16 protein-coding genes are annotated in these 13,875 nt (G+C 66.6%); 8 read left to right on the top strand and 8 right to left on the bottom strand.

What is annotated here, in order from left to right; translation table 11 throughout:
* Nucleotides 1-7: 7 nt before the first annotated feature.
* From ACQY4O_RS06110 to ACQY4O_RS06100, 3 genes are all read right to left on the bottom strand, one after another.
* On the bottom strand, nt 8-1,201 hold the full coding sequence (locus tag ACQY4O_RS06110; RefSeq protein ID WP_428375321.1) for a zinc-dependent alcohol dehydrogenase: 1,194 nt from the start codon (nt 1,199-1,201) through the stop codon (nt 8-10).
* A gap of 100 nt (nt 1,202-1,301) precedes the next feature.
* A complete protein-coding gene (locus ACQY4O_RS06105; protein WP_428375320.1) occupies nt 1,302-1,820 on the bottom strand; it encodes a copper chaperone PCu(A)C in 519 nt (172 codons plus the stop codon).
* Nucleotides 1,817-2,782: a ferritin-like domain-containing protein gene (locus ACQY4O_RS06100; RefSeq protein WP_428375319.1), complete on the bottom strand. Its 966-nt coding sequence runs from the start codon at nt 2,780-2,782 to the stop codon at nt 1,817-1,819. The genes ACQY4O_RS06105 and ACQY4O_RS06100 overlap by 4 nt, the downstream gene beginning before the upstream one ends.
* A 141-nt stretch (nt 2,783-2,923) precedes the next feature.
* Between ACQY4O_RS06100 and nrdR the strand changes: the two genes are divergently transcribed.
* The 8 genes from nrdR (at nt 2,924) to ACQY4O_RS06060 (ending at nt 9,691) form a co-directional block, all read left to right on the top strand.
* Nucleotides 2,924-3,442: a transcriptional regulator NrdR gene (gene nrdR / locus ACQY4O_RS06095; protein ID WP_428375318.1), complete on the top strand. Its 519-nt coding sequence runs from the start codon at nt 2,924-2,926 to the stop codon at nt 3,440-3,442.
* 7 nt (nt 3,443-3,449) lie between these two features.
* Complete coding sequence (nusB, locus tag ACQY4O_RS06090) at nt 3,450-4,025, top strand: transcription antitermination factor NusB (protein ID WP_428375317.1); 576 nt, start codon at nt 3,450-3,452, stop codon at nt 4,023-4,025.
* Nucleotides 4,026-4,039: 14 nt separating this feature from the next.
* Entirely contained in the window at nt 4,040-5,017 is a 978-nt protein-coding gene (thiL, locus tag ACQY4O_RS06085) for a thiamine-phosphate kinase (protein WP_428375316.1), read from the top strand.
* Between the two features lie 96 nt (nt 5,018-5,113).
* A complete protein-coding gene (locus tag ACQY4O_RS06080) occupies nt 5,114-5,308 on the top strand; it encodes a DUF4089 domain-containing protein (protein ID WP_428375315.1) in 195 nt (64 codons plus the stop codon).
* Complete coding sequence (locus ACQY4O_RS06075) at nt 5,305-6,645, top strand: AtzE family amidohydrolase (RefSeq protein WP_428375314.1); 1,341 nt, start codon at nt 5,305-5,307, stop codon at nt 6,643-6,645. Before ACQY4O_RS06080 ends, ACQY4O_RS06075 begins: the two co-directional genes overlap by 4 nt.
* A complete protein-coding gene (gene hpxZ / locus ACQY4O_RS06070) occupies nt 6,638-7,075 on the top strand; it encodes an oxalurate catabolism protein HpxZ (protein ID WP_428375313.1) in 438 nt (145 codons plus the stop codon). Before ACQY4O_RS06075 ends, hpxZ begins: the two co-directional genes overlap by 8 nt.
* A 401-nt stretch (nt 7,076-7,476) precedes the next feature.
* Nucleotides 7,477-8,214: a hypothetical protein gene (locus ACQY4O_RS06065; protein WP_428375312.1), complete on the top strand. Its 738-nt coding sequence runs from the start codon at nt 7,477-7,479 to the stop codon at nt 8,212-8,214.
* The gene (locus tag ACQY4O_RS06060) at nt 8,099-9,691 is read left to right on the top strand and encodes a hypothetical protein (RefSeq protein WP_428375311.1); all 1,593 of its coding nucleotides are present in this window, start codon (nt 8,099-8,101) and stop codon (nt 9,689-9,691) included. The genes ACQY4O_RS06065 and ACQY4O_RS06060 overlap by 116 nt, the downstream gene beginning before the upstream one ends.
* Before the next feature lie 158 nt (nt 9,692-9,849).
* Here ACQY4O_RS06060 and ACQY4O_RS06055 read toward each other — a convergent pair whose 3' ends face one another.
* The 5 genes from ACQY4O_RS06055 to ACQY4O_RS06035 form a co-directional block, all read right to left on the bottom strand.
* Nucleotides 9,850-10,950 carry a class I SAM-dependent methyltransferase gene (locus tag ACQY4O_RS06055; protein WP_428375310.1) on the bottom strand — a complete coding sequence of 367 codons (1,101 nt, stop codon included), beginning with the start codon at nt 10,948-10,950 and terminating at the stop codon, nt 9,850-9,852.
* Between the two features lie 231 nt (nt 10,951-11,181).
* The gene (locus tag ACQY4O_RS06050; protein ID WP_428375309.1) at nt 11,182-11,379 is read right to left on the bottom strand and encodes a hypothetical protein; all 198 of its coding nucleotides are present in this window, start codon (nt 11,377-11,379) and stop codon (nt 11,182-11,184) included.
* A 610-nt stretch (nt 11,380-11,989) separates the two neighbouring features.
* Nucleotides 11,990-12,247 carry a hypothetical protein gene (locus ACQY4O_RS06045; RefSeq protein WP_428375308.1) on the bottom strand — a complete coding sequence of 86 codons (258 nt, stop codon included), beginning with the start codon at nt 12,245-12,247 and terminating at the stop codon, nt 11,990-11,992.
* Between the two features lie 172 nt (nt 12,248-12,419).
* Nucleotides 12,420-12,878, bottom strand: a complete 459-nt coding sequence (locus ACQY4O_RS06040) for an SDR family oxidoreductase (RefSeq protein WP_428375307.1) — start codon at nt 12,876-12,878, stop codon at nt 12,420-12,422.
* Nucleotides 12,879-12,924: 46 nt separating this feature from the next.
* On the bottom strand, nt 12,925-13,809 hold the full coding sequence (locus ACQY4O_RS06035; RefSeq protein WP_428375306.1) for an NmrA family NAD(P)-binding protein: 885 nt from the start codon (nt 13,807-13,809) through the stop codon (nt 12,925-12,927).
* Between the last annotated feature and the right edge of the window lie 66 nt (nt 13,810-13,875).

Below are 13,875 nucleotides of genomic sequence, written 5' to 3'. Positions count from 1 at the left end.
ATCCCGCTCAGGCCTGCGGCGGGGGCGAGCCACCGGGATGGAACACGACCTTGACGCAGTCATCCTTCTTGTCGCGAAAAGTCTTGTACAACTCGGGACCGTCCTCGAGATGGGTGCTGCGATGCGTGATCAGGAAGGTCGGGTCGATGGTGCCGTCCTGGATCAGCCTGGTCAGCGCCTCGAGCCAGCGCTTCACGTGGGTCTGGCCGCTGCGGATGGTCAGGCCCTTCTGCACCACGGCGGCCATGTTCACCGGGATCGGTCCGGCATAGACGCCGGGCACCGAGACGATGCCGCTCGGACGCACCGCCTGGATCATCTGCTCCAGTGCGTAGGGCCGCTGCGTGCTGGTCAGCTTCTCCTGCACCGTGCTCAGCAGGTTGAACATGCCGTGGCCGGCGCTCGCTTCCATGCCGACGCAATCGATCACCGCGTCCGCCCCTTCGCCGCGGCTGATCTCCTTGATGCGCGCCATGACGTCGTCCTGCGCGTAGTCGATGATGTCGGTGGCCCCGGCCTTGCGAGCGAGGGCGACGCGCTCCGGCACGGTCTCGATGGCGATGATGCGTGCGGCACCCATGACGGCAGCGGACTTGATGGCGAACAATCCGACCGGACCGGCGCCCCAGATGGCGACGATCTCGCCGCCCTTGATGTCGCAATAGGCAGCCGCCTGCCAGCCGGTCGGCAGGATGTCGGACAGGAACAGCGCCTGCTCGTCGCTCATGCCGTCCGGCACCTGCATCGGCGCCACGTCGGCCATCGGCACGCGAACATACTCGGCCTGGCCGCCGGCATAGCCGCCGGTCAGGTGGGAGTAGCCGAACAGGCCGGCGGTCGGATAGCCGAACTGCCTGGCCGCCATGTCGCCGTTGCGGTTGGACACCGTGCACGAGGCCCAGTTGCCGAGCCTGCATTGCCGGCACTGGCCGCAATTGATGTTGAAGGGCACCACGACGCGATCGCCCTTGCGAAAGCCGGTGATCGCCGAGCCGGTCTCGACCACCTCGCCCATGAATTCGTGGCCGAGGATGTCACCGCTCTCCATGGTCGGCATCTGGCCGTCCATGAGATGCAGGTCGGAGCCGCAGATCGCGCAACTCGACACCTTGAGGATGATGTCGCGGCTGTCCTCGATCGCCGGATCGGGAACCGTGTCGCAGCGTATGTCGCCTTTGCCGTGCCAGCACAGTGCGCGCATGACCTAAAACTCCCTGCATGCAAGCCTGCGCAACGCCGGGAAGTCGGGCCGGACTTGTGGATGGCCGCGGCCAACCGATCACGGTTTGACGACGTGTCGCTCAGCTTCCGTGGGTGGAGCGGACCGGGAAGCCCGCGGCGAGGCTGCTGCCGTCGGAGAAATGCAGCGTGACCGGCACGGTCCGGCCCGGTGCCACGGCCGGACCCGGCTGCTCGCACATCAGGTGATAGCCGCCTGGCGTGAAGCGCACGGTGGCTCCGGGCGGGATCTCGATCGCCGCCACCGCGTGCATGCTGGTCATGCCGGGCATCCCTGCCATCGCTCCGGGGGCCATCCCGCCGGGTGCCATCCCGCCCCCATGGCTCATGGTCCGCATCCGGACGGTCTGGTGCAGGGTCAGGGTGCCGCAGGCCGTGGCATCGGCGCCGGTCAGGGTCACAGCGTGCAAGCCGGCATTATGCAGCGAGAAATAGCCCGCCGCCGGCAGGCCGGGCAGCGCGCGAATCCAGGCATCGTCGAGGGTCAGGCCGGGGGGCGGGGCGGCGTGCGCCGCCCCGGGCAGCAGCGCCACGGGCAGCAGCGCTACGACCAGGACGCGAAGCAGCCCGCTTGGGTTCACGCAGCGCGTGGCTTGGGAGCCCGCATGAAGCGGCGCGCGAAGCGCACCAGGTTCGGCATCGTGGTGGGGCGCCGCAGCCTGCTGTCGTAGCCGGCGAAACGCCGGTCGTTCTCCTGCAGGCACAGGCCCATCAGCTCGCGCACGCTGATCTCCTCGCTGCTGACCGACTTGGCGCCGTTCACCGTGAAGTTGTTGTCCTGCACCACCTCGCGGCCATCGGCATCCATGCCACGCGCCAGACCGATCCGTTCCCAGCCGAGGAACACCCACACGGCGGCGACACGCAGCTCGAACAGCGGACGCTTCCAGATCGGCATGGTGCGCCGGTGCCAGGCGACCCAGTTCGCGAACAGCAGGATGTGCCGGCACTCCTCCTGCATCACCGGCTCGAACGTCTCGATCAGCTCGGGTGGGAAGAAGCCCGAGCGGCTGGCCATCTCGAACAGGCCGAAGGCGAAGAAGCTGTCGATGCACTCGCTGTAGCCGGTGACCATGTAGGCCCACTCGGCGTCGCGCGGGGCCTTGTATTCGGGTTCCGGCGCAAGCCGGATGCCGTAGCGCCCGACCATGCGGGAGAGCACCTCCTTGTGGCGGTTCTCCTCCCACGCATTGAGGCCGATCGCCTCGTGCAGCTCGGGATCCTTCAGGCTGTCCGCATACGCCTTCATGCGCAGCCTGGCCTTACCCTCGGTCTGCACGGCGATGTCCCAGATCGGCAGCGCGGTGATACGGGCCAGTGTCTCGTCGTCGAGCGCCGGCCAGTCGATCACCGACGGCTTGTACGGGTTGAAGGTCTCGTGGAACATCGTGCACATGGCGTGCTTGTGCGCGGCCGACCCCAGACGCAGTCGGCCCTGGTGCGGGCTGTGCCAGTGCCGCGCCCGATGATCGGCGGCTTCGATGATGGCGCTGCCGGGCAGCGGGGGGCTGTCGGGCCGGGTCACGCCGATCGACTGGCTCATGCCGTGGTCATTCCATCTCTATCGAACTGGTTGGAGTCGCAGCTTGCTCACAGCACGTTGGTCCGGATTGCGGCCCTTGTCAGCAGGCACACGCAGGCGCACCTGAACGGCCACGTTCAAACATCGAGGATCGCCGGCTTCATGCGCTGCCCGTTCTGCGGCCACGAGGATACGCAGGTCAAGGATAGCCGTCCGAACGAGGATGGCGCGGCGATCCGCCGGCGGCGGTTCTGCGCGTCCTGCGGCCAGCGCTTCACCACCATCGAGCGCGTCCAGCTGCGCGAACTGGTGGTGACCAAGGTCGACGGGCGGCGGGTGCCGTTCGAGCGCGACAAGCTCGCCCGCTCGATACGCATCGCCATGCGCAAGCGGCCGATCGACGAGGAGCGCATCGAGCGGATCGTCAACGGGCTGGTCCGCCAGCTCGAGGCCTCCGGCGAGGTCGAGATCGCCAGCAAGCAACTGGGCGAGCTGGTGATGGACACGCTGCGCGAAGTGGATGCGGTGGCCTATGTCCGTTTTGCCAGCGTCTATCGTGACTTCCGAGAGGCGCGCGATTTCGAGGCGATCCTGGGTTCGCTGCCGAGCCTGCCGATCGCGGGCGCCGAGCCGGGTGTCCTACCGAAGGAAACTGGACCCGCCGGGGCAAAGGCGCGATGAAGCGCGCATGAGCGATCACGAGACCTCCGCGTCCCCGCCCCCACAGGGGCGACCGACGACAGCGCGCGCGCCGAGGACGCGCCCACGCACCGCGGCGCGGGTGGGCGCCGTGCAGGCGCTGTTCCAGAGCGAGCAGGCGGGCGAGAATCCCGAGGCCGTCATCGACCAGTTCGTGCGCCACCGGCTCGGCGAACTGCCAGGAACCGGCGGCTACGAGGAAGGCCGCGTGCCGGAGGCCGACGTCGCGTTGTTCGGACGCATCGTGCGCGCCGCGGTGCGCGAGCAGGACCGGCTCGACGGGCTGCTGGTCGAGGCGCTGCCGCCGGAATGGCCGCTCGGCCGGCTCGATCCGGTGCTGCGTGCGCTGCTGCGCGCGGCGGGCGCCGAATTCACCATGAGCGACGGGCCGCCCGGCCGGGTCGTGATCAACGAGTATCTCGATGTGGCGCACGGCTTCTTCTCCGGCGACGAGCCGCGCATGGCGAACGGCCTGCTCGACGTGATCGGCCGGAGGCTGCGGCCGCAGGATTTCGAGCAGCGCGCGCCGGGGGGCAGTCCCGAGGCGACCGACCCGGCAGCCTGAGGGCGCGTCCCGGCATGCCCGGTTCGGGGCCGCCCGGCGAGTTCCGGTTCATCGAGCGGCATTTCCTGCCGCTGGCCGGCCCGGCTGCGTTGGCGCTGTCGGACGACGCGGCGGTGTTCGCACCGCCACCCGGACGGGACCTGGTGGTCTCTGCCGACGCCATGGTGCAGGGCGTGCATTTCCTGACCGGCGACCCGCCGGGCAGCGTCGGGCGCAAGCTGCTCCGGGTCAACCTGTCGGATCTCGCCGCCATGGGCGCGGCCCCGCTGGGCTACCTGCTGACGGTGACGCTGCCGCCTGCCATGACCGATGCCTGGTTTGCCGGGTTCTGCGCGGGTCTCGCGGCCGACCAGGCGGAGTTCGGCCTGAGCCTGCTGGGCGGCGATACCACCTCGACCACGGGGCCGCTGGTGCTGTCGCTCACCATCCTGGGCCATGTGGCGCCCGGCACCGCCTTGCGCCGCAACAAAGCCGCACCCGGCGACGGGGTCTGGGTGAGCGGCAGCATCGGCGACGCGGCGCTCGGGCTGGCTGCGCTGCAGGGTGGCCTCGCCGATCCCACGGGGGATCTCGCCGAGCGCTACCGGTTGCCGCAGCCGCGCCTGGCACTCGGGCGACAGCTGCACGGGATCGCGTCCGCCGGCATGGATGTCTCCGATGGGCTGGTGCAGGATTGCGGGCATCTCTGCAGGCAATCCGGCGTGGCGGCAGTGCTCGACGCGCCGCTTGTCCCGGTGTCCCCGGCGGCCCAGCAGGCGATCCGTTCGGCCGGGGAGGCCTGGCGCGCCACCTGCCTGACCGGCGGCGACGACTACGAGCTGCTGCTGGCGGTCCCGGCCGGTCGCGAGACGGCACTGCTGGCCGCCGCCGCGGCGACCGGAACCGCGATCACCCGTATCGGCCGCTTCGAGACGGGGGCGCCGTATGTGCGCGTGCTGGATGCGGCCGGGGTGGAGCAGCGTTTCGAGCGGGCCGGGTGGAGCCATCTCTGAGGCGCCAGTCTGGCTCTGAGGCGCCAGTCTGGCATGGCGGTTGCTCGGCTCGGCGGCTGTTCGGCCGGGCGTCTGTGGACCGGAACAGGAGGCTGCATGGACGACGACACGAGGCGGCTCGCGACCGAGGCTGCTGCCTGGCTGGGGATCGTGATCGAGCCGTCGCTGCTCGGCGGCGTGGCGGCCAGCCTGGAACTGCTGCGCCGGCATGCGGCGCGGGTCATGGAGTTCGAGCTGCCGCCCGGCGAGGAAGCGGCGCCGGTGTTCGCCGCCGAGCCGCCCGTGTCGTGACGGGCGAGACCGAAGCCCGTATCGCCGGCGTCCTCGATCGTATCGGCAGGCACGACCGCACGCTGAACTGCTTCACCACGATCCTTGCCGACGCGGCGCTGGCGGAGGCGCGCGCGCAGGATAAGCGACTGGCGGCAGGGGAGGCGGCCGGGCCGCTTGCCGGCATGCCGTTCGCGGTGAAGAACCTGTTCGACGTGCAGGGCATGGTGACGCTGGCCGGCTCGCGGATCCTGGCGGGCGGGCCGCCGGCGCCCCGGGACGCCTTTGTCGTGCGCCGGTTGCGGCAGGCGGGCGCCATCCTGGTCGGCTGCCTGAACATGGACGAGTTCGCCTACGGCTTCTCCACCGAGAACGCGCATTACGGCAGCACCCGCAACCCGCACGATCCCCGGAGGCTGGCCGGTGGCTCGTCGGGAGGCTCCGCCGCGGCGGTGGCGGCGGGCCTGGTGCCGCTCGCACTCGGGTCGGACACCAACGGCTCGATCCGGGTGCCGGCCTCGCTCTGCGGCGTGTTCGGCCTCAAGCCGACCTATGGGCGCCTGTCACGCAGCGGCGCCTACCCGTTCGTCAACAGCTTCGACCATGTCGGCCCGTTCGCCCGCAGCTTGCACGAGCTGGCGCTGGCGTACGACTGTATGCAGGGCCTGGACCCCGGCGATCCGGTGCAGGCCGCGCGTCCGGCCGAACCCGCTGGACCGGCCTTGCGCTCCGGCGTGGCCGGACTGCGGGTCGCCCGGCTCGCCGGCTGGTTCGCCGGAGGCTCCGACCAGGCGGAGCAGGCGGTGCGTCAGGTTGCGGACGCGCTGGGAGGGGCCAGCGACCTGGTGCTGCCGGAGACCGACCGCGCCCGCTCGGCGGCGTTCTGCATCACGGCGGCGGAAGGCGGGGCGCTGCATCTGCCGAGGCTGGCCATGCAGGCGCTGCAGTATGATCCCGCGACACGCGAGCGTCTGCTGGCGGGCGCCCTGCTGCCGGCGGCCGTGGTGGTGCAGGCGCAGCGGTTCCGCTCCTGGTATCGCCGGCAGGTGCTGGCCGCCTTCGACCACTTCGATGTGCTGCTGGCGCCCGCCACACCGTGTCCGGCGCCGCGGTTCGACGACCCCACTATCGAGCTCGGCGGCGCGGCGGTGCCGGCGCGCGCCAATCTGGGGCTGTACGCGCAGCCGATCAGCTTCATCGGGCTGCCGGTGGTGGCGGTGCCGGTCCTCGCACCCGGGAAACTGCCGGTCGGGGTGCAGGTCATCACCCGTCCGTTTGCCGAAATCCTCGGCCTGCGGGTCGCGGCCGAACTGGAGGCTGCCGGCGTCGCCGGCTGCAGGGAGCTGGATTATGTCTGAGCCACAGGTGAACGATCCGCCGGTGCTGGCCGAGGTCGAGGCAGTGTTCGCCCGCTACGAGCAGGCCTTGATGAGCAACGACGTCGAGACACTGGATGCGCTGTTCTGGCAATCGCCCGACACCGTGCGCTACGGCGTCGGCGAAAACCTCTACGGGTACGACGAGATCGCCGCCTTCCGCGTGGCCCGCCCCGGGGGCTCGCCGCAACGCACCGTGCTGCGCAGCGTCGTGACCAGCTTCGGACGCGACTTCGCCACCACCAGCATCGAATTTCGCCGCACCGGACGTGGCGGCGCTGCCGAGGGGGCAGTCGGACGCCAGAGCCAGAGTTGGGTCCGGCTGGCGGAGGGGTGGCGGATCGTGGCGGCACACGTCTCGCTGCTCGGCGCGGGAACCTTACCGCCAGGCCCGGGAGGGGACACGGCGTAGTTCAGGATACTTGTGCAAAGTGATCACAAGGCCGGCTCGGAGGGGAGCGGCTGTGGGGCGGGACCAAGCGCATCGGGCACAGAGGACGAGATAGACGCGCTGCGTGAACTCCTACCGGATCAGCAGATCCAACATAGCCTGACGCTGAGAGGACTCCTACGCTTCGTCGCTATAGTGCGGTCGAAGTCATAAGCGATGCATCGGATCCGGGAATCGATACGACTGTGAGACCAATGCCTAAGTATCGCTACTTAATCGGAGTGTTTTTGTGCCTCGCCAGTGGGGCGGCGCTGTCGGTGGCAATGGGACAGGACGCCAATTGAGACCTGCTAAACTACCATCTCTATAATGGCTTTGCCTTTCTTTATGGCCGTTTCAGTCGCGACCTGCTGCCGACCGGGATGCAGAGTTATCTCAACCCCGTGCTGGACGCGGTGTATGCCGAATTGGCGCTTGAGCCGCTACGTGCCGTGCCGCGGGTCCTCGCTGCGGTCACCGGACTCTGGTATGGGATGCTGATCTTCCTGACTGCCCGGTTGTCGATGCTGCTCTATTCGGAGCGGCTCCTTGCTGTTGCGGCTACTGCGATGGGCGTAACCGGGGCTGCGACAATCGCTCAGGTCGGCACGGTCACCGAGGAGATACAGGCCGCTGTCTTCATGCTCTCGGGGCTGCTCGTAATGCTGCATGGCTCGGCCGTGCGCACGATTGCTAGCGGCGGCCTGCTGTTCGGTATGGCTGCCGGGCTGAAATTGACGGCAGCGGCTTATGCGCCGGCCGCTTTGCTGGCGGCCATGAGCATGCAAGGCTCGATCCGGTTGCCGGGACGCGGGGTCGCTACCGCCGCCGTGTTCTCGTGCGGCTGGGTCGCCGGCGTGGTGGTCGCTGACGGCTGGTGGGCGTTGATGCTGGCCCGCCGGTTCAGCAGCCCAGTATTCCCGATGTTCAACGGTCTGTTCCGTTCGCCGCTATTTCCACCAGCCAGTGTTCTCGATGGACGTTTTTTCCGCATGATGCCGAGCAATGGAGCAATGGCTGTTCTACCTGATTTATTGGGCGGTGCATCCAGCAACCCTGGTCAGCGAGTTGCCACTGCGCGACCCAAGGTTGGCGGTGGCGTGCTGTCTTGTTCTCGCTAGCTGGTGGAAGCGGCCTCGCGATCTGGTCCCACGTGCGCTTCTGGTATCTTTCGGCATGGGGTATATTGCGTGGCTGACGACGAGCTCGATCCTGCGTTATGCCGTTGTGCTCGAAGCCGTCGGTGGAGTGCTGGCACCGCTGCTCTTGATCCGATTGATCAGCCCGCTGGCCGGCGCAAGACTCTTGGCGTTGGCGATGACTGTCGTGGTCCTGATAGCGACAAGGTATCCGGCCACGTTGCGCATCCCGTACGGGACCAGGACCCTACAGGCCAATGCCGTTGACATCCCGGTGCATACGCTACTGGTCCTGATCTTTCGCGCGCCGGTGTCCTACCTGGTGCCGCTACTACCCAGGCAGAAGGGCCTGCAGGTGATCAATGTCGGCGATACCGTGCTTGAGGCCCGTGGCTGGGGGCTGCATGACCGCATGCTCCGTATGATCGCGGGCCACGTCGGGCCCGTCCTGGTGCTTACCGCCGGCAATCCTCGTGGTCAATTTCCGGAACTGGGAGAAGTCGGCCTCAGCCCCATGCTCGAACATTGCTGCGCGATCGGCAGCAATTTCGCCCCTGTCGGCGCGGCCGCGCAGCTCTGCGTCGGTCGGAAAGCGGCGCCTCGTGTGCTTGCCAGTCCGTTCTGGGCACTGGCCGCAACCCATTACCGCAAGCTGGTCCAGATCGAGGATGCGTCACAGAGCCTGATCGGTGCGGCCTACCTCAAGGCTGCTGGTCCTGTAGCGCGCGGGACCCATTTCATCGACTGGGCCGACTTGCTGTGGAGCGGTGTCGGATCCAGCCATACCGCCCTGCCTGAGCATCTTGATGCCGGATCGCTCTACGTGTTGCCGCGGATCAGCCTGCTCGCCGCTGCAGACCGGCTCGATCCAGTGCGTGATCTTATCGCGCAAATCGATGGCGTGTTTGTATTGGCGCCAAATTGGCGAACATGCGCCGCTTGTACTGCCGCGGCGCCCCCGGTCGACTTGCGCAGCTATATCGTGCCTCTGTCGGTTGACGCGACGCGTATCTCGGCAGGCCGGGCTCAGGCGAGCGGCCTGTTGACAGAAGGGTGGTGGGCGCCGGAGCCGACCGGAATCTGGTCGCATGAACAGGCAGATCTGCTGGTTCCTCTGGCAGCGGATCTGCCTGAGCATGCAGCACTGATATTGGACGGGATGCTGTTCACGCCGGCCGGTGTGCCGACTTCCGGATCTGGTGGGTATCGGGTCCGCATCGAGATCGCCGGATATCCCGCGTCGCTGGTGGAACAGGTGGGCGTTCAGCATGGAGGGCTAGGCGCCATCGTGTTGCCGCTGCGGCGGGAGTGGTTGCGGCGCGAGGCGGATCATACCTGTCTCGCCCATGTTCGGCTTTCATTTCCTGATTCGCGAAGCCCGGCTTCTCTAGGTCTCAGTATCGACGGACGGCGACTTGGCATGTGGCTGACCGGTCTGCGCCTGATCGGCACGCCATGAAGTTGCTTAAGCAGTCCAGAGATAGGCCACCCAGCTTCCTCCCATGGCCAGGAACAAAGCCGATTCGGCATGAAGCACCCCTTCAGCCATCCAGACCGGGAGTGCTGAGAACCAGCGCCGGTTCCATGCCAATCTACGCTGGGTCATGCAGCGTTTCGTCAGCCGAGCAGACGCCGGAGACCTCGAATTGGTGCGGTCAGTCGCCATGAGGTCGACTCTCGCATGGCTGCGAGTTCTCGTTCCAGCTGCAGCTCACGCGGCGAGGGCGCCGGCATGCCGACAGCCTCGTGCATCCTCTCTCCGATCTCGGCCGGTTGCGCCGTAGGAGGCTCTTGCGTTGCTACTGGCTCTTGCCATGGACACGGCTGTTCTGCCATGGCGGCATCGGCAAGCTCCGGTGCTAGCCGTCGAGCCCGCCATGCAGTGGCGAACGGTACGTCGCCGGACTTGTGTTTCTCTGCCGACCAGCCCGTACGGGATAACGCCGCCTTGAAATATTCCTCGTTAAATCCGAGCTCCAGCCAACCGAAGTTGCGCATAGACCAGAGCGCATGACCATCCATGCTGATCCCCCAGGGGATATTATAGCCGGGGACGATTGGCTCCGCGCCAAAGATGATCTGACCTTCCGGCTTGACTGCCGTTTGCAGCGCTCGCAACAGGCGCAGGTGGTCATGGCAGTGGTGGAAGGACTCAAAGAAGAGGACAGCATCATAGGGCTCGGTTACGCTTTCGGCCCAAAAGAAATCCGCCTCCACGACCTCGATGTCGACGCGGTTCTGAGCAGCGCGATGGCACAGCATCTCGCAGAAGTTCGGTTCGATGTCGACAGCCGTGACCTGCACTCCGAGCAGCGCCAGCGTGATCGTCGTCTCCCCCCATCCTGGTCCGAACTCTAGCACGCGTGCGTTCGGCGGAAGGTCCATCATGCGCACCATGAAGGCGATCGCCAGAAGGTATTCGCCCGCGGTGGGAAGACTCTCAAGATAGTAAGGATAGGGTCGATCCCGATAGGCGGCCAAGTCGAAATGTGTGCGCTCGTTTTTTGGTGAATAGGGACGACCGCAAATTCGCTCATGCAGTCGCACCTGGAAGTCACGATATTCCTCGCTGAACGGATCGGCAGGCGCCTGACCTGAGAAGTCGCCCCGAAACGTCTGGAAGAACCGCCGCATTGCCTCGTCGCCCTGACAGGTTAGGACGTCGTTGCATTCCAAGATCTTCGTATTAAGCACATCTATGTCTACGATGGTGTCCAATTGACTTCCTCAATATAGCATTATCTGGTCGACCACCGATTACGGCGACAAGAAGGGCACCGAGGGCGCAAGGCGAGCAAGCAAAAAAACATCCTGTCGCCAGTCCGAAAGCTTGGCGACGAAGGTCGCGAGCGGCTCTTGATCTCGTCTGGCTTTACAGTCTCTGGTCGAGCCAGTTCCTGGCTCAGCCAGAGCCACCCGCCTCAGTATCCCACGATCACGCGATAGTCGCTATGCTCCGCGAACGCCCCAGCCCCGTTCGTCCACCTGGATGCACGGCCGGCCGTCCGCGCTGCAATGGTCCGCCTTCCCCAGCATGCCGCCCTTCTGCCATCCGTCCCGGGTGGCCTGCAGCTCGGTGATCTCCGCCTCGAGCTGCGCCTCCGCGGCTGGCGCCACGGTGCAGGCCGGGACCCGAGACGACGCCATCGACGCCACCGCCAGCTACGTCGCCACGGGCTCCGGTTCGGCCACCTTATTCAGGGGCACCGGCGCTGCACCGTAACAGGTCGTCAAGGGCGCCGCCGATGGCATCGACACACTGAACGGTTTCCGGCCGGCGTCCGACAGAGTGAACCTGTACGGCTAGGCGCCGGCCGACATCTCGGTAAGCGTCGTCGGTGGTTCGACGCTGATCGCGCTCAACGACGGCTTCCGCATCGAACTGGTCGGCGTGACCGATGCGCGCGGCAGCGTCCACGTCTAGCACAGCAGGGTGCTGAAGCAGCAACGCGAGGGCTCTGCCCTGGACCCCATCAAAGGCAAGCCCCTGAAATCTTTCTCCTAAAAAGAGCGGCTCTAGAGCCCGCACTGCTCCAAGACGGGCCCGCAGCGGGTCAAGGGCGGAGCCCTTGCGCTTGGTCTTTCCGCAGGCCTGCCAGTGGTAATAATCTGACGGAAGAGTCGTCCGGTTTTACCACCAGCCCTTCATTTGGCGACCCGATCTACCTGCCACTCGGGTCGTCAGTGTCAGGATCGGACCGCCAGGCTTTGAGATGCACTTTCGGCTCCGATGCCATCCGAACCCTGGCTTGCCGCGTCAGCGATGCCACTGCGCTGCCGTTTCTTTCGCGAAGGCACGGTAGGTGCGGAGCGGTCGCCCAAGCATCGCTGCCAGGCGCTCGACGCTGCGCGGCGTCGGCAACACGCCGATCCTCTGCCAGCCGTCGAACATGAGCGCGATGTCAAGAGCCATCGCCGGCGGCATGTGCCCGCGACTCTGCTGTTCGAAGAAACCCATGTCGTCGCCGCCATAGCCGATCGGCGTGCCGAGGACGTCCGTCCATATCGAAGTCACCCTATCGGCCGTCAGGACCTCAGGACCTCAGGACCTCAGGACCCGATATCTCTATGAGGTCGCGCGGCAGACTCCCAGCCGCATGGTCACGTCTCAGAAGCTCAAGCGCCGCGACATCTGCAATATCGCGAATGTCGACCATTGCGGCACCGACATTCCCGATGGGCATCGCCTACACGCCTTTCCCGAGCAGCGTCTCCTTGATCGCGTCGTTCTGGAAAAAGTAGTTCGGGCGCAGAATGGTCGCAGGGAGGTCCAGTGTCTCGATCATTCGTTCGCCGGCGTATTTCGCAGCCGCATGCGGCACGTCGACGAGCGCGTCAGCGTTGGCCATCGAGAAATAGACGATGCCTTTCAAGGCAGCGTCCCGTGCAAGCCGCAACGTCAGCAGCGCCCGCGTCAATTCATCGGCAACGACGGGGTTGAGAATAAACAGCGTGTCCACACCCTGCGGAGCAGCTCGCATAGTCCCGGGATCCAGCACATCCCCTTCGACCGCCCGCACTCCGGGCGGCAGTTGCGCCTTTGCCGGGTCCTTCGTCAGCACAACGATCTCGGCGCCCTGCTCCGCGAGCCTGCTGACGACCAGGCTTCCAATCTGGCCCGTGCCGCCGATAGCAAGGATAGTCATTCCAGCAACCCTGAATTGAGTGAAACGTCGTCGAGGCCCGTCGCCCTCATGACCCGAGGGCTGCCTTGCTGGCCACCAGATCGGCGAAGAAGGCGTGCAGCGAGCGAGGCTCGCGGCCCAGGATCGCACGCAGCGTGAACGGGTTGCTCCGCAGCCCGTGCTGGTCGTAATGCGCATACATCGCGGCGAGCTGCTGCTTCTGCTGGTCGTCGTAGGGCAGATGAGCCTTCGCGAACCAATCCTCGAAATCGGCAGCCACGGCCTTGATCCTGCGGCCTGAGACCTGGCCGGCGATCGCGGCCACCGCCTCGCGGTTCATCCCGCCATCGGCGCTCAGCTCAAAGGTGCCGTTGAGCAGCCGATCCTCGGTCAAGGCGATCGCCGAGACCTCGGCGACGTCCCGGTAGTCGACCCGCGCGATCGGGGAGATTGTCGAGAACGGTTCGGCCAGCACGCCGCTCTCGACGAGCTTCGGCCAGCCGGCAGCCAGGTTTTGATACAGCACCGCCGGGCGGAGCAGGGTGTAGTCGAGGCCTGACTTCAGCAGGGCGGCCTCGATCGGCCGCTTCGATGCGTGATTCGTCAGGTCGAGCGAGGGATGAATGATGGTGGAGAATACGATACGGCGCACACCTGCCTGCCTCGCCGCCTCCACGAAGCCAACCCCCATCTCGGCCTCGTCTTCCTGGAAAACCGGCGAAATATAGAACGCGCGCTCGACGCCTCTGAGCGCGGCCTCGAGCCCGGGACGGTCCCTCAAGTCGCCCAGAACGGTGTCGCCGGCGCCGTTGGCGCGTGCCTTCTCCGCCCCCTCCACCGTGCGCACGAGCGCCAGGGGATGGACGCCCCGGCTGGCAAGCGCCGGCACGACCAGCCCGGCGAAGCGGCCGGCCGCGCCAACGACAAGCGTGCTTCCCGCGTCATCAACCATCTGGATCTCCTAGCTGCTGACAACGATTAGGTTCAGCACTCAGCTGCCTTAAAGAAGAGATTGCTG

Source organism: Lichenicoccus sp. (assembly GCF_965277665.1).
In the GTDB taxonomy this organism is placed as follows: Bacteria; Pseudomonadota; Alphaproteobacteria; order Acetobacterales; family Acetobacteraceae; genus Lichenicoccus.
Note: the sequence above shows the minus strand (reverse complement) of the source record. Positions and strands in the feature narration are given on the sequence as shown.